Raw genomic sequence first — 19032 nt, 5'->3', positions numbered from 1 at the left:
ACCACAATGTAATACTAAAAATAACCTAAACACGCTCGGCCACGCCGGCGCTGGAAAGGCCATATCATCCGTGAATATGCGCCATGACTCCAGCGCCAAAGCACCGATCTACCGGTTAAATCGTAGATCAAGGGCTCTAAACCGCGTTAAACGGGCGTTTCCACGAGCAAAGCATCCACACGCTGGAAGCCACGTGGCAATTTGTTACCACGGCGACCGCGCTCCCCCTTGTAATGTTCCAGGTCGTCAGGGCGCAGCGACAACGTGCGCTTGCCGGCCTGGAGCACCAGGGTGGAACCTTCAGGGATCACCGCGATGTCGGTCACGTATTCTTCGCGACTGGCCACCCGCTCCCCTGGAATACCAATGATCTTGTTGCCCTTGCCTTTGCCCAACTGCGGCAGATCGCTGATCTTGAACACCAGCAGACGCCCTTCGGTGGTCACCGAGGCCAGCCAGTTGCTTTCACGATTGTCCACCGGACGCGGCAGAATCACCTTGGCGTTGTTCGGCAGGCTCAGCAGCGCCTTGCCCGCCTTGTTCTTGGCCTGCAGGTCTTCCCCCTTGACCACGAAACCGTAGCCGGCGTCGGACGCGATCACATACAGCGAGTCGTCATCGGGCAGCAGCACACACTCGAAATTCGCCCCCGGCGGCGGCGTCAGGCGCCCGGTCAGCGGCTCGCCCTGCCCGCGTGCAGACGGCAAGGTGTGGGCCGGCACTGAATAGCTGCGCCCGGTTGAGTCGATAAACACCGCAAACTGGTTGGAACGCCCGGCCGCAGCGGTCTTGAAGCCATCGCCGGCCTTGTAGGACAGGCCTGTAGCGTCAATATCATGCCCCTTGGCGGAACGAACCCAGCCCTTTTCCGACAAAACGACGGTAATTTTCTCGTTCGGCAACAGCTCGGTTTCTGTCAGGGCTTTGGCCTCGGCGCGCTCGACAATCGGCGAGCGGCGGTCGTCGCCGTAGGTTTCAGCGTCCTTGATCAGCTCGCTGCGCACCAGCTTCTTGAGCTTGGCTTCGCTGCCCAGCAGCGCTTGCAGCTTGGCCTGTTCCTTGAGCAGCGCATCCTGCTCGTCGCGCAGCTTCATTTCTTCCAGTCGCGCCAACTGGCGCAAGCGGGTGTCGAGGATGTAGTCGGCCTGGATCTCGCTCAGTTCGAAACGCGCGATCAGCTCGGCTTTCGGGTGCTCGGCGGTACGGATGATATGGATCACTTCATCCAGGTTGAGGTAGGCGATCAGCAAACCGTCCAACAGGTGCAGGCGGCGCTCGACCTTGTCGAGGCGGAATTGCAGACGGCGACGCACGGTCTGCACGCGGAACTCCAGCCATTCCACCAGCAGGTTGCGCAGGTTTTTCAGCTGCGGCTTGCCGTCCAGGCCGATGATGTTGACGTTGACCCGGTAGCTGGACTCCAGGTCGGTGCTGGCGAACAGATGCTGCATCAGCACTTCATGATCGACCCGGCTGTTGGTCGGGATGATCACGATGCGGCACGGGTTTTCGTGGTCGGACTCGTCACGCAGGTCGGCAACCTGCGGCAGTTTCGACGGCTTGGCCTGCATCAGCGCGGCAATCTGCTCCAGTACCTTGGCCCCGGAGACCTGATGCGGCAGCGCGGTGACAATAATGTCGCCGTCTTCGACGTGGTACACGGCGCGCATGCGCACCGAGCCCTTGCCGGTCTCGTACATCTTCAGCAGGTCGGCGCGCGGCGTGATGATTTCCGCTTCGGTCGGGTAGTCCGGGCCCTGAATATGCTCGCACAGCTGTTCGACCGTGGCCTTGGGCTCATCGAGCAGACGCACGCAGGCGGTGGAGACTTCGCGCAGGTTGTGCGGTGGCACGTCAGTGGCCATGCCGACCGCGATGCCAGTGGTGCCATTAAGCAGGATATTCGGCAAACGTGCCGGCAACACCAGCGGTTCGTCGAGGGTGCCGTCGAAGTTCGGCCCCCAGGTCGCCGTGCCCTGGCCCAACTCGCTGAGCAGCACTTCGGAATAGCGCGACAGGCGCGCTTCGGTGTAACGCATGGCCGCGAAGGACTTGGGATCATCCGGCGCCCCCCAGTTGCCCTGGCCGTCCACCAACGTGTAGCGGTAGCTGAACGGCTGGGCCATCAGCACCATCGCTTCATAGCACGCCGAGTCGCCGTGGGGGTGGAACTTGCCGAGCACGTCACCGACGGTACGCGCCGACTTCTTGTGCTTGGAATCGGCGTCCAGGCCCAACTCACTCATGGCGTAGATGATGCGACGCTGCACGGGCTTGAGGCCGTCGCCGATATGCGGCAGGGCCCGGTCCATGATCACGTACATGGAGTAGTTGAGGTAGGCATTTTCGGTGAAGTCAGCCAGCGATCGGCGTTCTACGCCATCTAAGCTGTCTGCGAGGATGTCACTCATGCGGGCCTCATCATGGTCTGGTAAGGCGCGGTGGCAAGGCCACTGCGCCGGGTCAATTCAAGTGTTTGGTGGTTCATGGCTGGGCACTCCAGCCACCGGCCGGGGCGGCAAAACGGTAGACCACCGGGCGTTTTTCACCATCGGCGCGCGGGCCGAAGTTGTTGTCGATGCCCAACCAGGCACCGTCTTCGTCAATTACCAGGGCTTCGGCCAGGCCATAGGGCTGGGCGTAGCGCCGCTCGGGCTTGAGGGTTTCGTCGGCAAACGACCAGCACAGCTCGACCTTGGCCGTAACCGCGTCACGCCGGCAGATCTGGAACGCATTGCGCTCAAGGGTGAACAGCTTGCCCTTGAACAGCGCCAGGTCGGCAAAATCCCTGGACACCGCCTTCGCGTTGGTGAACTGGGCCGGCTGCACTTCCTGGCCGGCTTCGCTGAGCAACACGCAGGCGCCGTCACAGTCCCACAGGCTATGCGGGCGCTTGATGGACATCATCCCGCGCCGCTCACGCTCGGCGGCGAGCCAGATCTGGTTGCCCTCGGGGTTCACCGCCAGGCCTTCAAACAGCGCATTGAAGTGCAGCAACATGCCGCTGGCCCGCGCTTCGCGCACCATGCGCGGGGCGATCTGCAGCCATTGCGGCGCACCTTCCACCGGTACCTGCAGCACCGCCGCATGGGCTTCGCTGACGATGTAGCGGTTACCTGCGGCATCACAGCTGATGCCTTCAAAATCCAGGTCGCCGCCGCGAATGAACGACGCCGCCGTGGTGCGCGAGCGCAAGCCCCAGGGCAAACCGGACTCGGGCACCGGCGGCACCTCGATCTTTACCGTTTCGGCCTGCCACACGGGCGCGCTGATATCCAGGCGATAGATCTGCTCGTCGTCGCGGTCGGACACCGTCCACAAATCCTTGCCGCACAGCGCCAGGCCCGACAGGTTACCGCCGCGCATGCCGTCCACGGCGTGTTCGGACACCAGTTTGAGCTCAGCCACGGGGGCGGCCAGTGCTTCGCTGGCCGCCAGCCCGCTCACCATCAGGATCGCCAGGGCGATGCCTGTGCGCATCAGCCCAGCACCTCGGCCAGGTTGCCCTTGGATTCCAGCCAGGCTTTGCGATCCGGAGCGCGTTTTTTTGCCAGCAACATGTCCATCATTTCCGACGTGCCGGCGAAGTCTTCCAGGGTCAACTGCACCAGACGCCGGGTGTTGGGGTCCATGGTGGTTTCGCGCAGTTGCGGCGGGTTCATTTCGCCCAGGCCCTTGAATCGCGTGACCTGTGGCTTGCCGCGTTTCTTCTCGGCCACCAGGCGGTCGAGGATGCCGTCGCGCTCGGCTTCGTCCAGTGCGTAGAAAATCTCCTTGCCAAGGTCGATGCGGTACAGCGGCGGCATGGCGACGTACACGTGACCGGCATCCACCAGCGGGCGGAAGTGCTGCACGAACAGCGCGCATAGCAGGGTGGCGATGTGCAGGCCATCGGAGTCGGCGTCGGCGAGGATGCAGATCTTGCCGTAGCGCAGTTGGCTCATGTCCGCCGCGCCCGGATCGACGCCGATGGCCACAGCGATGTTGTGCACTTCCTGGCTGGCGAGCACTTCGCTGCCATCGACTTCCCAGGTGTTGAGGATCTTGCCGCGCAACGGCAGGATCGCCTGGAATTCCTTGTCCCGCGCCTGCTTGGCCGAACCGCCGGCGGAGTCACCCTCCACCAGGAACAGCTCGGAGCGCATCGGGTCCTGCCCGGCGCAGTCGGCCAGCTTGCCGGGCAGTGCCGGGCCCTGGGTAATGCGCTTGCGCTCGACTTTCTTGCTGGCCTTGAGGCGACGGCCGGCGTTGTTGATCGCCAGTTCCGCGAGGGCCAGGCCCAGCTCCGGGTGTGCGTTGAGCCACAGGCTGAAGGCGTCCTTGACCACACCGGAAACAAACGCCGCCGCTTCACGGGACGACAGGCGCTCTTTGGTCTGCCCGGAAAACTGCGGTTCCTGCATTTTCATCGACAGCACGAACGCGATGCGCTCCCACACGTCTTCCGGCGCCAGCTTTACACCGCGCGGCAGCAGGCTGCGGTACTCGCAGAATTCGCGCATGGCATCGAGCAGGCCCTGGCGCAACCCGTTGACGTGGGTGCCGCCCTGGGCCGTGGGGATCAGGTTGACGTAGCTTTCCTGCACGCTGTCGCCGCCTTCGGGCAGCCACAGCAGCGCCCAGTCGACCGCTTCCTTATTACCCACCAGGCTGCCGCAGAACGGCTCGTTGGGCAGGCGCTCGAAGTCGCTGACGGAATCTTCCAGGTAGGAACGCAGGCCGTCTTCGTAATGCCATTCGACCTTCTCGCCGGTGCCTTTGTCTTCAAAAATGACCAGCAGGCCCGGGCACAGCACGGCCTTGGCCTTGAGCACGTGTTTGAGGCGGCTGATGGAGAATTTCGGCGAATCGAAGTATTTCGGGTCCGGCGCGAAGTACACGCTGGTGCCGGTGTTGCGCTTGCCGACGGTGCCGACCACTTGCAACTCGGTGGCTTTGTAGCCATCGGCAAAGGTCATTTCGTACTCGTTGCCGTCGCGCTTGACCTTGACCCTGACCTGCGTGGACAGGGCGTTGACCACCGAAATACCCACGCCGTGCAGGCCACCGGAGAACTGGTAGTTCTTGTTGGAGAACTTGCCACCGGCGTGCAGCTTGGTGAGGATCAGCTCGACGCCCGACACGCCCTCTTCGGGGTGAATGTCCACCGGCATGCCACGACCGTCGTCGGACACTTCCAGGGAGTGGTCGGCGTGGAGAATCACGTGCACCGACTTGGCGTGCCCGGCCAAGGCTTCGTCGACGCTGTTGTCGATGACTTCCTGGGCAAGGTGGTTCGGCCGACTGGTGTCGGTGTACATGCCGGGGCGTTTGCGCACCGGGTCGAGGCCCGAGAGGACTTCGATGGCGTCTGCGTTATAAGAGCTAGCGCTGGGAGTGGCCATGGGGTCTCGTCTAGAGTCTTGCGATTAAAAAGTACCCTGGGATTTCACAATGCGCTGAAATCGAAGGATTGATACTGATCTGCACCGATGCCGGCAAAGCTGAGCAAGGCCGGCAATTGTCGGGCGAAGCCCTGGTAACCATGGTCGCCGCCGGCCTGGATGCGCAGGGCGCAGGCCCGGTAGTACTGCTGGGCGAGGCGATAATCCAGGGTTTCATCCCCGGTCTGCAACCACACCTGATAACGCGCAGCCTCCTGGGGCGCCGGCACTTCCAGTTCGGCCAGCGCCGTGACGTGGTCGTGGGTCAGCTCCCAGGTTTCATCGGTATAGAGGTTCTTCTGGGTGCCCAGGTAACCGTCGAACATCCGATGGGGGCTGACCGCCGGGTTGACCAGCAGCGCCTTGAGGCCATGGCGTTCGGCAAGATGGGTTGCATAGTAGCCGCCGAGTGAGCTGCCGACCAGCAGTGGCCGCCCCAGTTGGGCAATGGCCTCCTCCAATTGAGGAATCGCCTTGCGCGGGTGGTGATGCAGGGCCGGCACCCGCAACTGATCGGTCAGGCCGAGGCTGTCCATCACGGTTTTCAGCTGGCTGGCCTTGTTGGACACCGGCGCGCTGTTGAAACCGTGGATATACAAGATCGAAGCGGACATGCCGGTGCTCTCCGTGACTCAGCCAAAGAGGCGCAGTTTACAGGGAATATGGGCAAACGAGGATCGAATGTGGGAGGGGGCTTGCTCCCGATGGCGTTGCATCAGGGCGTACAGGTGCCGACTGATACAGCGCTATCGGGAGCAAGCCCCCTCCCCCCCAATGTGTTTGGTGTTTGCAGCTTTTAATAACCGTTACTGCCGTAATCGACAGTAAACGCAAAGTCTGTGACACGCTCCACCCCGGTCTCCAACCGCCCGTCGGCATGCAGGCACAGCCAGCGATAACCCGGTGCCTGTTCGCTGACCGCAAAATCCTCGCTGCCCGGCGTGAACTGGATGCAGGTGGACGGCGATGCCAGGAGCCGCACGCCGTTGCGCACTTGATCGATCTCCTGATGCACATGCCCCCACAGCACCGCCCTCACCTGGGGGAAGCGGTCGAGCACGGCAAACAGCGCTTCCGGATTGCGCAAACCAATGGGCTCCATCCACGCGCAGCCAATGGGCACCGGATGATGGTGAAAACACACCAGGTGATGCTGATCAGGCGCTTCGCTCAAGGCCTGGGCCAGCAGTTGCAGTTGCTGGTTCTCCAGGTAGCCCGGCACCGAGCCGGGCACGGCGGAATCGAGCAGGGTGATGCGCCAGTTGCCGACATCGACCACCGGTTCCAGCAGGTCACTGTTCACGGCGGCCTGGGTCATGAACTGTGGTTCGTCGTGGTTTCCTGGAATCCAGCGCGTCGGTGCGCCAAGCGGCGCGGTCATAGCGCGAAATTGCTGATACGACGCCAGCGTGCCGTCCTGGGACAAATCTCCCGTGGCCAACACCAGATCGACACAGGGCTGCCGCTCGCGCACGAGCGCGATCACCCGATGCAGGCTGTCACGGGTATTCAAGCCCAGCAGCGTGCCATCGCTCTCGGCAAACAGATGGCTGTCGGACAGCTGCACCAGCAAGGCAGCGTCAGGGTTCACAGTGGGTACGCGGGGCAAGGCGCTCTCCCTGGCGATCACAGTCATGGATAGGTGTGGCGATTATGCTGAAGCGGGGTCTAGCGCACCACTTCGAACTCATGGCCCAGGGCCAGGCAATGGCTCAACCACTCGCCGAGGAACACATTGAGCTGTGCTTTCTCATCGGGCTGGTGCATGAACACATTCGGGTAGGGATAGATGCTGCGAAAACGCCGCGCATGTTCGGCGCTGATCACCTCGGCCATGCGCGCATCGTGGTACACCTGCACCTCCAGCTGCGGCACCGGCAGCCACGGCAGGCTGTGCTCCTGGCGCACACGCAAGGTGGTGGTGTAGGGGCAGTTGACGATGACTTCCAGGGCCAGCACGCCGAGCATCTGGTCGCCATGGGTCACCCCGATGCGCCGCGCCTCGGGGGCGTGGCGCATATCGGGAAGCAGGCGCATCAGCCGCGCATAGTTGGCCTCGCAGGCCGCCTGCAACCCGATCAGATCAACGCGATAGCGTTCCCGTGCCTTTACTGCCATAACCCCCTCACTTCCGCGCGGTTCAGCGCGAGCCACTGCAGGGCGATAATGCTGGCTGCGTTGGAAATTCTGCCGTCGCGCACGGCTTGCAGGGCGTCTTCGAATGCCCACACCGTGACGCGGATATCTTCTGCCTCTTCTTCCAGTCCATGGACGCCACCGGCTCCCGCGCTGTCGCAACGACCCAGGAACAGGTGCACAAATTCGGTACTGCCACCGGGCGACGGGAAATACTTGGTGATCGGCCACAGCGCGGAGAACGTCAGCCCAGCTTCCTCCTCGGCCTCGCGGTGTGCAACCTCCTCCGGTTCTTCGTCCTTGTCGATCAGCCCGGCAACCATTTCCACCAGCCACGGGTTATCGGTACGCCCCATGGCGCCGACGCGAAACTGCTCGATCAGCACCACTTCATCGCGTTGCGGGTCGTAGGGCAGCACGCAGACAGCATCGTGACGCACGAACACTTCGCGGTTGATCACTCGGCTCATGCCGCCATCGAATTTTTCGTGGCGCAGTTGCACGCGGTCGAGCTTGTAGAAGCCTTTATAGGCATTGTCGCGCTGAACAATTTCGATTGTGCTCGGCGTCGATTTCGCAATGTCCGTCATGTCCCATCCTCGATAAGCCTGCGCAATGGGCGCCATCCTAACGCGCTCCTGCCCTCGGATGCAGCCCCTTTCCAGTTGCCGGGATAGACGGCTGGCGTCAAACTCACTCTAATCAGCTTAGTGGCGAACTGACTGCCTTGCCGGTAGTCGAAGCTCCACGAATTTCGCTCTTATCGACGGAAGAAGACCTTACATGTCGCTCTTGAAAATCGCCTCCGTGGCGTGTATCGCATTGACCCTCGGCGCCTGCCAGAGCCTGTTTCAGCCCGCGTGGCAAACACCTCTGGAAGCCACCCGCGACACCAGCGAGCAAAGCAAGCCGGGTTGCACCAGCGCCGATTGCCCGCTGGTGAATATCGACACCGTGCATTTTGCCAAAGAGCCCAAGCTGGACGCACTGATCGAACAGCGCCTGCTGGAAATGACTCAAACCAACGCCAGCGACCCGCTGCCGACCAGCCTGGACACCTACCGCGAACAATTCCTGAAGACCGCCGCCCCACGCAACAGCATGTACTTGCAGGCCAAGGTACGCGAGCAGCATGACGGCTTAGTGATCATCGAACTGTCCAGCTACCTGGACCAGGGAGCCACCCACGGCGAACCCGGCCGTGCCTTCATCAACTATTCGCGCCAGCAGCAAAAGGCCCTCTCGCTCACCGATATGCTGTTGCCCGGCAAGGAAGAGGCCTTCTGGAAAGCCGCCCAGGTGGCGCACAACAGCTGGCTGATCAGCACGCGCCTGAGCCTGGAGCCGGAGTTCGTGAAGAAATACCCTTTCCAGAAAACCCCGAACGTGGCGCTGACCTATGGCGGTGTGATCCTCAAGTACCCCACCAGCACCATCGCGCCGTACGCCCTGGGCCACGTCGAGTTGCAGATCCCCTACTCGCGCCTGGAAGGCATCCTCAAGCCTGAGCTGGTGCCCGCACGCCGCTGAAGGCTCGAACCAGGACAAATTGCAACATCCCTGCCAGCACCAGCGCCGGCAGGGTTGCGCCGATGTCCGGATACAGGTTGGCCAGCAAGTGGTATGTGGCAATGCCCCCCAGCCAGGCCACCAATGCCGGCCAACGCAGCCCAACGACCGCTCCCTGGCCGCGACGGCGCAGGATGAAGTGATCCACCAGCACCACGCCAAACAGCGGCGCAAACACCGAACCGATCAGCAGCAGGAAGTTCTGGTACTGGGCCAACGGCGCAACGCAGGCAATCAAGGTGCAGACCACCCCAATAGCCAGCGCCAGGTGCTCGACCTTCAAACGCACCAGCATCGCGCTGGACACCGCCGCCGAGTGAATATCGGCGAACGCGTTTTCCGACTCGTCCAACAGGATCAGCAGCAGCGGAATGCCAAGACCCGCTCCGGCCAACGCCAACAGCAATGCATTGACCTCACCGCTCGGCGCAAACGCCAGGGTGTAGGCCACGCCCAGGCTCATCAGCCAGACATTCCCGATAAAGAACCCCAGCGCCGTACCACCGAACACGCTTTTCGCGCGTTTGCCGAAGCGTGAGTAATCGGCAATCAACGGCAGCCACGACAACGGCATGGCAATGGCGATATCAAAGCCCACCGCAAACGGCAGCGAACCATCACCGGGCCGAGTCCAGAGCGCGGCAAGGTCGGCCCTGGCGAACAGGTTCCAGGTCAGCCACAGGCAGGCGGCGAGCAACAGCCAGATGCCCCACTTGCGCAGCACCTGCCGCACGAAGGTCAGCGGGCCGCTCACCGCCAGCAGCGTCGCCAGGCCGCCGAAGAACAGGGTCCACAGCAGCGGGCTGGCGAACACACTGCCGTCGCTGAACGCCCGCGTGCCCAGCAGGCTGGCGGCGTCGCGCATCACGATGATTTCGAACGAGCCCCAGCCAATCAACTGCAACAGGTTGAGCAGCGCCGGCAGGCTCGCGCCTCGGCTGCCGAGGCTGAGTTTGAGCGCGGCCATGGCGGACAGGCCGGTGTCGCTGCCGATCACGCCGACGGCAGCCAGCAGCAACACGCCGACCAGGGTGCCGAGGAAGATCGCCAGCAATGATCCCGCCAGACCGAGGCCAGGCGCCAATAACGCGCCGGTCTGCAGGACCATCAGGCCGATGCCGAGGGAGAACCACAGGGAGAACAGGTCGCGGGCGCCGAAGACGCGTTTGTCGGCGGGCACGGCGATGTCGGGGGAATAGGTGCTGGGTTGAATGTTCAAGGGAGATTGTCTCTGAGAGGCACTTGTTGTGTTCAAGAGGGTTATCGGGAGCAAGCCCCCTCCCACAGTTGGCATGCATTTCAACTGTGGGAGGGGGCTTGCTCCCGATGAGGCCGGTACAGATCACTAAAATCCCGAATCAGACCTTTTTATACAGCTGACTGCCTTCCTGCTTGAACCGCTCCGCCTGCTCCGCCAAGCCTCTGGCCACGTCCACATCCACCGCTTCAATGCGCTGGTTGGCCGCGTACTCGCGCACTTCGTGGGTCACCTTCATCGAGCAGAACTTCGGCCCGCACATCGAGCAGAAGTGCGCGACCTTGGCCGACTCCTTGGGCAAGGTCTCGTCATGGAAGGCCCGCGCGGTGTCCGGGTCCAGGCCGAGGTTGAACTGGTCTTCCCAGCGGAACTCGAAGCGCGCCTTGCTCAAGGCGTTGTCGCGAATCTGCGCGCCCGGATGGCCCTTGGCCAAATCCGCCGCATGCGCCGCGATCTTGTAGGTAATGATCCCGGTTTTCACGTCATCCTTGTTCGGCAAGCCCAGGTGTTCCTTGGGCGTGACGTAGCAGAGCATGGCGCAGCCGAACCAGCCGATCATCGCCGCGCCGATGCCGGAGGTGATGTGGTCGTAGCCCGGGGCAATGTCGGTGGTCAGCGGGCCGAGGGTGTAGAACGGCGCCTCGTCGCAGCACTCGAGCTGTTTGTCCATGTTCTCCTTGATCAACTGCATCGGCACGTGACCGGGGCCTTCGATCATGGTTTGCACGTCGTGCTTCCAGGCGATCTTGGTCAGCTCGCCGAGAGTTTCCAGCTCGCCGAATTGCGCGGCATCGTTGGCATCGGCCACCGAACCCGGGCGCAGGCCGTCACCCAGGGAGAAACTGACGTCGTAGGCCTTCATGATTTCGCAGATTTCTTCGAAGTGCGTGTAGGCGAAGTTTTCCTTGTGGTGCGCCAGGCACCACTTGGCCATGATCGCCCCGCCCCGGCTGACGATGCCGGTAACCCGGTTGGCGGTCAGCGGCACGTAGCGCAGCAGCACACCGGCGTGGATGGTGAAGTAGTCGACGCCTTGCTCGGCCTGTTCGATCAGGGTGTCGCGGAACAGCTCCCAGGTGAGCTCCTCGGCCATGCCGTCGACTTTTTCCAGGGCCTGGTAGATCGGCACAGTGCCAATCGGCACCGGCGAGTTGCGGATGATCCACTCGCGGGTTTCGTGAATGTGCTTGCCGGTGGACAAATCCATGATGTTGTCCGAGCCCCAGCGAATGCCCCAGGTCATCTTCGCCACTTCTTCCTCGATGGACGAGCCGAGGGCGCTGTTGCCGATATTGCCGTTGATCTTCACCAGGAAGTTACGGCCGATAATCATCGGCTCCAGCTCGGTGTGGTTGATGTTGGCCGGGATGATCGCGCGGCCGCGGGCGATTTCCTCGCGCACGAACTCAGGGGTAATGATCTTCGGAATGCTCGCGCCAAAGCTGTGCCCGGCGTGCTGCTGCTTGAGCAGGCCGGCGGCGCGGGCTTCTTCGAGCTTCATGTTTTCGCGGATGGCGACGTATTCCATCTCCGGCGTGATGATGCCCTTGCGCGCGTAGTGCATCTGGCTGACGTTGGCGCCGGCCTTGGCGCGGCGCGGGTTCTGCAGGTGGGCGAAGCGCAGGTAGGCGAGGTCCGGGTTATCCAGGCGTTCCTGGCCGTAGCGGGAGCTCAGGCAGCTCAGGCGCTCGGTGTCGCCGCGTTCTTCGATCCACGGCGAGCGCACATCGGCCAGGCCTTTGCGCACGTCGATAATGACAGTGGGGTCGGTGTAAGGGCCGGACGTGTCGTAGACCACCACCGGCGCGTTGATTTCGCCGCCGAATTCGGTGGGCGTCACGTCCAGGCTGATCTGGCGCATGGGCACGCGGATATCGGGGCGCGAGCCCTGCACGTAAATCTTCTGCGAGCGGGTAAACGGCTGCACGGAGCCGGAGTCGACCTTGGCCGATTCACTCAGGTGCACAGTATTTTTTGATTTTTGGCTTTTTAGTTCAGTGCTCATCACAGGCTCTCCAACTTATCCAGGCGGTGGATTGTTGTCGGAGCGAACCTGGGACGGATGGACGCACTGATAGCAGTGCTGTGCTTTGTGCACGAGGGCGTTCGATGGTCGAACAGCATCCCGGACGAAGCACAAGAGGACTCGCCGGGTGACGAGAAATCTTGTTCCCTACGCAGGCGTTAACCTGATCAGGTTCAACGGGATCCGGTATTTACCGATCTCAGCCTTCCAACAAGGCACCCCGACAAGAACGCGGCCAGTCTAGACCATGGCGTGGGCAAATTGCCAATAACGGTGGATCAAGCGTGATGAATGGCGTGATTGCAGGATTGTTGTGCCGAGGTCGCGCCACTACACTCCAGAGCGGCCTCAAGGCTTGACGCTCTACAAGCGCCACCGTAGCCTTGGGCGATTAATTATCAGCGTAATATTTATTCAGGGATCGCCTCATGCTGCGCAAACTCTCACTGGCCCTTGCCGTGTCTTGTGCGACCAATGGATGGGTCTGGGCAGCTGAAGCGCCCTTGTCCGTCAACACCGATCTGGTCAGCGTCTACCAGGAGGCGGTGAACAACAACGCCGACCTGGCCGCCGCCCGCGCCCAATATGGCGCGCAAAAGGAAGTGGTGCCCCAGGCCCGCGCCGGCTTGCTGCCCAACCTCTCGGCCGGTGCCGACAGCAATAATGTGCGCACCCAGCTCGACCAGCCGGCGGCCACCGTCAACCGCGACGCCCACTCCTGGCGCGCGACCCTGAGCCAGCCACTGTTTCGCGCCGACCGCTGGTTCCAGCTGCAGGCCGCCCATGCGGTCAACGAGCAGGCCTCGCTGCAACTCTCGGCGACCGAGCAGAACCTGATCCTGCAAAGTGCCGAAAGCTACTTTGCGGTGCTGCGCGCCCAGGACAACCTGGCCTCGACCAAGGCCGAAGAAAACGCCTTCAGGCGTCAGCTGGACCAGTCCAACGAACGCTTCGACGTGGGCCTGTCGGACAAGACCGACGTGCTGCAATCCCAGGCCAGCTACGACACGGCCCGCGCCAACCGCATCCTCGCCCAGCGCCAGGTCGACGACGCCTTCGAAGCGCTGATCACCCTGACCAACCGCCAGTACAACGCAATCCAGGGCATCGTCCACAGCCTGCCGGTGCTGCCGCCGATGCCGAACGACGCCAAGGCCTGGGTCGAAACTGCCGGCCGTCAGAACCTCAACCTGCTGGCCAGCAACTACGCCGTCACTGCCGCCGAAGAAACCCTGCGCCAGCGCAAGGCCGGCCACTTACCCACGCTCGACGCGGTGGCGCAGTACGAAAAGGGTGACAACGACGCGTTGGGCTTCGGCAATCCGAACCAATTGCCGATTCCTTACGGCGGCGATGTGTCCCAACGCACCGTCGGCCTGCGCCTGAACATTCCGCTCTACAGCGGCGGCCTTACCAGCTCGCAGGTGCGCGAATCCTATTCGCGCCTGGACCAGTCCGAGCAACAGCGCGAGGGCCTGCGCCGCCAGGTGGTGGAAAACACACGCAACCTGCACCGCGCGGTGAACACCGATGTGGAACAGGTGCAGGCGCGCCGACAGTCGATCATCTCCAACCAGAGCGCGGTGGAGGCCACGGAAATCGGTTACCAGGTGGGGACGCGCAACATCGTCGACGTGCTGGACTCGCAGCGCCAGCTCTACGCGTCGGTGCGCAACTACAACAACAGCCGCTATGACTACATTCTCGACAACCTGCGCCTGAAGCAGGCCGCGGGCACCTTGAACCCGGGTGACCTGCAGGAGCTGACGCGCTACCTCAAGGCCGACTACAACCCGGACCGCGATTTCCTGCCACCGGACCTCGCTAAAGCCGCCGCCGAACAGCTCAAGGCCCGGCCCGGTAACTGAACATGTGAGAGGGGGCTTGCCCCAATGCCGTTCAGCTAAGCGCAGATTCCCTGTGGCGAGCAGGCTTGTCCTGCGTTGGGCTGCGCAGCAGCCCCAAAGCCAGGCGCTGAGCCCTATCAGGTACACCGCGTTTTGCTCGATGGGGGGCGCTTCGCACCCCAACGCGGGGCAAGCCCGCTCGCCACAATAAGCCCACACATTTTCCTTAACTGAACGGCATTAGGGCTTGCCCCAATGCCGTTCAGCTAAGCGCAGATTCCCTGTGGCGAGCAGGCTTGTCCTGCGTTGGGCTGCGCAGCAGCCCCAAAGCCAGGCGCTGAGCCGTATCAGATACACCGCGTTTTGCTCGATTGGGGGCGCTTCGCACCCCGACGCGGGGCAAGCCCGCTCGCCACAATAAGCCCACACATTTTCCTTAACTGAACGGCATTAGGGCTTGCCCCAATGCCGTTCAGCTAAGCGCAGATTCCCTGTGGCGAGCAGGCTTGTCCTGCGTTGGTCTGCGCAGCAGCCCCAAAGCCAGGCGCTGAGCCGTATCAGGTACACCGCGTTTTGCTCGATTGGGGGCGCTTCGCACCCCGACGCGGGGCAAGCCCGCTCGCCACAATAAGCCCACACATTTTCCTTACTGAACGGCATTAGGGCTTGCCCCAATGCCGTTCAGCTAAGCGCAGATTCCCTGTGGCGAGCAGGCTTGTCCTGCGTTGGGCTGCGCAGCAGCCCCAAAGCCAGCTCCCACATTTAACCGAGTTCGCACTCCCTACACCGATCGGCTATAAGGCCGCCGCGCTTTTGCTTTTGATCTGAGGCGCCCCGTCAAACACGCTGGCCGAACGCAGGGCAAAGACCTTTTGCTTACTTTTGGGTCTTTCCAAAAGTAAGCCGCCGTAAGGGCGGAACCCTAAGTCGCCGTTACCGCAGAAACGGATATGTACACCGAAAAATCGCATTCGCGAGCGAGCCCCCTGCCACAGTTTTATCGGTGCTGTGTCAGTTGATCAGTCGACCAAGGCCGTCCAGCAGCCGCTGCAACGCGCCCTGATTGGCCTGCATCACTTCGAGCCCCGCCTGCGCCATGCGACGGGCATCCTGCGGCAGTTCGAACAGCTGGCGTACCGCCTCAGCCAATCCGTCAGCATCATCCACCTCACGCAACGCCCCGGCCTCGCGCATCATTGCGGTGATCTCCAGAAAGTTGAACAGGTGCGGCCCCATGATCACCGGCAACCCCAGCGCCGCCGGCTCGAGCGGGTTATGCCCACCGGTCGCTACCAGGCTGCCGCCGACAAAGGCGCTGTCGGCCAATGCATACAGAAACAGCAACTCGCCCATGGTATCGCCAAGCAATACGGCGGTTTGCGCCGTGACGGGTTCGCCGCTGGAACGGCGCACCGTGGCAAAGCCCTGTTGCTCGCACAGCTCGAACATCGGACCGAAGCGTTCCTGATGGCGCGGCACCAGAATCAACAACGCATTGGGATAGCTGCCGAGCAGTTGACGATGAGCCGCGAGCACCACCGCATCCTCGCCTTCGTGGGTGCTGGCGGCGATCCATACCGGGCGCTGCGCGGCACCCCATTGCTCACGCAGGGCCGCGGCGCGTACCGGTAATTGCGGGTCGATGGTCAGGTCGAACTTGATCGAGCCGGTCACCTCCACCGTGTCCGCTCGCGCGCCGAGGCTTCGGAAGCGCTCGGCTTCGGTTTGCGTCTGCACGGCCAACAGGCTCATCTGCGACAGCATCGGCGCGGTGAGCTTGGCAAACCGCGCGTAGCCCTTGGCCGAGCGCGCCGACAATCGCGCATTGGCCAACGCCACCGGAATGCCTCGCTGGGCGCAGGCGTGGATATGGTTGGGCCACAATTCGGTTTCCATAATGACCGCAAGCCTGGGCTGCACGCGATCGAGAAAGCGCTTTGCCGCGCACGGCACGTCATAGGGCAGGTAGCAATGCTGGATGCGCGGCTCGTTGGCGAACAGCGCCTGGATACGCTCGGAACCGGTCGGTGTCATGCAGGTGACCGTGATCGGCAACTGCGGATAACGCTCCAGCAGCCCACGCACCATCGGCGCGGCGGCAATGCTTTCGCCCACCGACACCGCATGCACCCAGATCCCGCCGGGCTGCATCGCCGGCAAGCCAAGGGAAAACCGCTCGCCCACGCGCTTTGCATAGGCCGGAGCCTTGCGTGCACGCAGCCACAGACGTAAAGCCACCAACGGCAGCGCCAGGTAAAACAGACAGCTGTAGAGAGTTCTATTCATGGCGGCGGAGTTTATCGGCTTTTTCAATAGTGAGCCTATAGAATGCCCATCCTGATACCGCCGCACGCCGAGGACTCCCCATGAATGCCGCCTACTACTACCTGGCCATCGCCATCTGCTCGGAAGTGATCGCCACCGTGTCCATGAAAGCCATCAAGGGCTGGAGTACGCCGATCCCCCTGCTGCTGGTGATCGTGGGGTATGGCGTGGCGTTCTGGATGCTGACCCTGGTGGTACGCACGGTGCCGGTGGGCGTGGCGTATGCCGTGTGGGCCGGGATGGGCATTGTGATGGTGAGTATCGCGGCGTTGTTCATCTACGGGCAGAAACTCGATGTACCGGCGATGCTGGGGATGGGCTTGATTGTGCTGGGCGTGGTAGTGATCCAGCTGTTCTCGAAAACCGCCGGGCACTGACCGCCACGCTACAGCCTGTATACTGCGCCCCTTGTCTTGAACACTGAGGTCGCCCATGCCATCCGATATTTCCACCGACGTCCTGATTGTCGGCGCCGGGGTTGCCGGCCTCTGGCTGAATGCGCGCCTGCGCCGCCAGGGTTTTTCCACGGTGGTGGTGGAAAGCGCCACCCTGGGCGGCGGGCAGAGTGTGAAATCCCAGGGGATCATTCACGGTGGTGCGAAATATGCGCTGCACGGCGCGCTGACCGGCGCCTCCGAGGCGATTGCCGACATGCCACGCCGCTGGCGCGAAGCCCTGGCCGGCAGCGGCGAGCTCGATTTGTCCGGCGTGCGCCTGCTCTCCGAGGCCCACTACCTGTGGTCTCCCGGCACCCTGGCCGGCAACCTCACCAGCTTTTTCGCGAGCAAGGCCGTGCGCGGCCGGGTCGATCAGGTCAAGGGCGACGAGCTGCCGCCAGCCCTGCAGGACCGCCGCTTCAAGGGCAAGGTCTATCGCCTGGCGGAACTGGTCGTCGACGTGCCCAGCCTGATCGAACGCCTGGCGCAACTGGCCGGTGACGGGCTGCTCGCCGGGCAACGGATAGAGCCGCTGCGCGAGGGCAATACGCTGGTGGGTCTGACGGTGGATGGCCGTGAGATCCGCGCCCAGCGCATCGTGTTGAGCGCCGGCGGCGGTACCGCCGAGCTGCTGAAGGCCCTGGGCCTGAGCACACCGGCCATGCAAAAACGCCCGCTGCACATGATCATCGCCAAGGGCCCCGGCCTCAAGCCGCTGTACGCCCACTGCCTGGGCGGCGGCACCAAGCCGCGCATCACCATCACCACCCACCCGGCCGCCGATGGCAGTTGGGTGTGGTACATGGGCGGCGACATCGCCGAGGCCGACGGCGTGACGCGCACCCCACAGGAACAGATCGCCACCGCGCAAAAAGAGCTGGCGCAACTGCTGCCGTGGATCGACATGAGCCAGACCCAGTGGGCCACCCTGCGCGTCGACCGCGCCGAACCGCTGCAGTCCGGCCTGGTGCGCCCCGACAATGCCTTCCTCGCCGAAGAGGGTCGGCTGCTGGTGGGCTGGCCGACCAAACTGGCGCTGGCGCCGGACTTTGCCGATCGCGTAATCAACAGCCTCGAACGTGACGGCATCCGCCCTGCCGGCGGCGAGCCGCTGCCCGCCCTGCCGAAACCTGCCATCGGCGTACCTGCCTGGGAGCACCTGTTGCCATGAGCCTGCCAACCCTGCACGACCTGCACCGCCCCCTCGGCAGCACCGGCCTGCTGGTCTCGCCGCTGGGCCTGGGCACCGTCAAACTCGGCCGCGACCAGGGCGTGAAGTACCCCAACGGCTTCCATATCCCCAATGACGAGGAGGCGCGGATGTTGTTGCGCCAGGCGCGCCAGTTGGGCATTAACCTGATCGACACCGCGCCGGCCTATGGTTTGAGCGAGGAGCGCCTGGGGCCGCTGCTGCGTGATCAGCGCAAGGACTGGGTGATCGTGAGCAAGGTTGGCGAAGAGTTCGAGAACGGCGTTTCCCGCCACGACTTCAGCGCCGCCCACACACGGCTGTCCATCGAGCGCAGTTTGAAACGCCTTGAAACGGATTTTATCGACCTGGTGTTGGTGCATTCCGACGGCAATGACTTGCACATTCTCAACGACTGCGAAGTGTATGAGGCCCTGGCCGCGCTGAAAAAAGAGGGCAAGATTCGCGGTTTCGGCTTCTCCGGCAAAACCGTCGAAGGTGGCATCAGGGCCCTTGAACAGGGGGACTGCGCGATGGTCACTTACAATCTGAACGAACAATCGGAGAAAGCCGTCATTGATTATGCGGCGGCCCACGGCAAGGGCATTCTGGTGAAAAAAGCCCTGGCCAGCGGCCATGTGTGCCTTGACCCTGGAATGGATCCAATTCGTGCCAGTTTCATGTTGTTGTTTGCGCAAACGGGCGTCGCCAGTGCTATTGTCGGGACCATTAATCCGCTGCACCTGGCCCATAACGTGGCGACCGCTGCCCAGGTCATTCGTCAACTCTGATGCCGCCGACGCGGCCGACCCCGTCGCAAGA

General features: G+C 62.8%; 15 protein-coding genes and 1 riboswitch. Of the genes, 5 read left to right on the top strand and 10 right to left on the bottom strand.

Features of this window, described 5'->3' with window-relative positions:
- Positions 1 to 146: 146 nt before the first annotated feature.
- The 7 genes from parC to LUB09_RS08870 all read right to left on the bottom strand — a co-directional run bounded on the left by parC (position 147) and on the right by LUB09_RS08870 (position 8149).
- A complete protein-coding gene (parC, locus tag LUB09_RS08900) occupies positions 147 to 2411 on the bottom strand; it encodes a DNA topoisomerase IV subunit A (RefSeq protein ID WP_231422381.1) in 2265 nt (754 codons plus the stop codon).
- A 73-nt stretch (positions 2412 to 2484) separates the two neighbouring features.
- On the bottom strand, positions 2485 to 3480 hold the full coding sequence (locus LUB09_RS08895; protein WP_231422380.1) for an esterase-like activity of phytase family protein: 996 nt from the start codon (positions 3478 to 3480) through the stop codon (positions 2485 to 2487).
- Positions 3480 to 5384 (bottom strand): DNA topoisomerase IV subunit B, encoded by a 1905-nt coding sequence (gene parE / locus LUB09_RS08890; RefSeq protein ID WP_231422379.1) that lies wholly within the window; start codon positions 5382 to 5384, stop codon positions 3480 to 3482. The genes LUB09_RS08895 and parE overlap by 1 nt, the downstream gene beginning before the upstream one ends.
- Positions 5385 to 5428: 44 nt before the next feature.
- The gene (locus tag LUB09_RS08885; RefSeq protein ID WP_231422378.1) at positions 5429 to 6037 is read right to left on the bottom strand and encodes a YqiA/YcfP family alpha/beta fold hydrolase; all 609 of its coding nucleotides are present in this window, start codon (positions 6035 to 6037) and stop codon (positions 5429 to 5431) included.
- Between the two features lie 182 nt (positions 6038 to 6219).
- On the bottom strand, positions 6220 to 7032 hold the full coding sequence (cpdA, locus tag LUB09_RS08880) for a 3',5'-cyclic-AMP phosphodiesterase (RefSeq protein ID WP_231422377.1): 813 nt from the start codon (positions 7030 to 7032) through the stop codon (positions 6220 to 6222).
- A 59-nt stretch (positions 7033 to 7091) separates the two neighbouring features.
- A complete protein-coding gene (locus tag LUB09_RS08875) occupies positions 7092 to 7541 on the bottom strand; it encodes a DUF1249 domain-containing protein (protein ID WP_003171323.1) in 450 nt (149 codons plus the stop codon).
- The gene (locus LUB09_RS08870; RefSeq protein ID WP_003236285.1) at positions 7532 to 8149 is read right to left on the bottom strand and encodes an NUDIX domain-containing protein; all 618 of its coding nucleotides are present in this window, start codon (positions 8147 to 8149) and stop codon (positions 7532 to 7534) included. Before LUB09_RS08870 ends, LUB09_RS08875 begins: the two co-directional genes overlap by 10 nt.
- A 193-nt stretch (positions 8150 to 8342) precedes the next feature.
- Between LUB09_RS08870 and LUB09_RS08865 the strand changes: the two genes are divergently transcribed.
- Positions 8343 to 9089 (top strand): RsiV family protein, encoded by a 747-nt coding sequence (locus tag LUB09_RS08865; protein WP_231422376.1) that lies wholly within the window; start codon positions 8343 to 8345, stop codon positions 9087 to 9089.
- On the opposite strand, the gene cytX is transcribed toward LUB09_RS08865, so the two are convergent.
- Positions 9058 to 10347 (bottom strand): putative hydroxymethylpyrimidine transporter CytX, encoded by a 1290-nt coding sequence (gene cytX / locus LUB09_RS08860; RefSeq protein WP_231422375.1) that lies wholly within the window; start codon positions 10345 to 10347, stop codon positions 9058 to 9060. The two genes, LUB09_RS08865 and cytX, sit on opposite strands and share 32 nt — an antisense overlap.
- 139 nt (positions 10348 to 10486) lie before the next feature.
- On the bottom strand, positions 10487 to 12391 hold the full coding sequence (gene thiC / locus LUB09_RS08855; RefSeq protein ID WP_209987833.1) for a phosphomethylpyrimidine synthase ThiC: 1905 nt from the start codon (positions 12389 to 12391) through the stop codon (positions 10487 to 10489).
- 148 nt (positions 12392 to 12539) lie between these two features.
- A riboswitch (TPP riboswitch) is annotated at positions 12540 to 12645 on the bottom strand.
- Between the two features lie 195 nt (positions 12646 to 12840).
- On the opposite strand from thiC, the gene LUB09_RS08850 reads away from it, so the two are divergent.
- The gene (locus tag LUB09_RS08850; protein ID WP_209987831.1) at positions 12841 to 14280 is read left to right on the top strand and encodes a TolC family outer membrane protein; all 1440 of its coding nucleotides are present in this window, start codon (positions 12841 to 12843) and stop codon (positions 14278 to 14280) included.
- A gap of 990 nt (positions 14281 to 15270) precedes the next feature.
- Here LUB09_RS08850 and waaA read toward each other — a convergent pair.
- Positions 15271 to 16545: a lipid IV(A) 3-deoxy-D-manno-octulosonic acid transferase gene (gene waaA / locus LUB09_RS08845; RefSeq protein ID WP_231422374.1), complete on the bottom strand. Its 1275-nt coding sequence runs from the start codon at positions 16543 to 16545 to the stop codon at positions 15271 to 15273.
- Positions 16546 to 16625: 80 nt separating this feature from the next.
- Here waaA and LUB09_RS08840 point away from each other — a divergent pair, with 80 nt between their 5' ends.
- Genes LUB09_RS08840 through LUB09_RS08830 form a run of 3 tightly spaced genes read left to right on the top strand, consistent with a single transcriptional unit; the run spans position 16626 to position 19001 of the window.
- A complete protein-coding gene (locus LUB09_RS08840) occupies positions 16626 to 16961 on the top strand; it encodes a DMT family transporter (protein WP_003188013.1) in 336 nt (111 codons plus the stop codon).
- Between the two features lie 55 nt (positions 16962 to 17016).
- Complete coding sequence (locus LUB09_RS08835; RefSeq protein WP_231422373.1) at positions 17017 to 18192, top strand: NAD(P)/FAD-dependent oxidoreductase; 1176 nt, start codon at positions 17017 to 17019, stop codon at positions 18190 to 18192.
- A complete protein-coding gene (locus LUB09_RS08830) occupies positions 18189 to 19001 on the top strand; it encodes an aldo/keto reductase (RefSeq protein ID WP_231422372.1) in 813 nt (270 codons plus the stop codon). The genes LUB09_RS08835 and LUB09_RS08830 overlap by 4 nt, the downstream gene beginning before the upstream one ends.
- The last annotated feature ends 31 nt before the right edge of the window (positions 19002 to 19032 follow it).

Source organism: Pseudomonas sp. Leaf59, from assembly GCF_920984685.1.
Lineage (GTDB): Bacteria > Pseudomonadota > Gammaproteobacteria > Pseudomonadales > Pseudomonadaceae > Aquipseudomonas.
The sequence above is the reverse complement of the archived record's forward strand: the minus strand, read 5'-3'. Positions and strand labels throughout refer to the sequence as shown.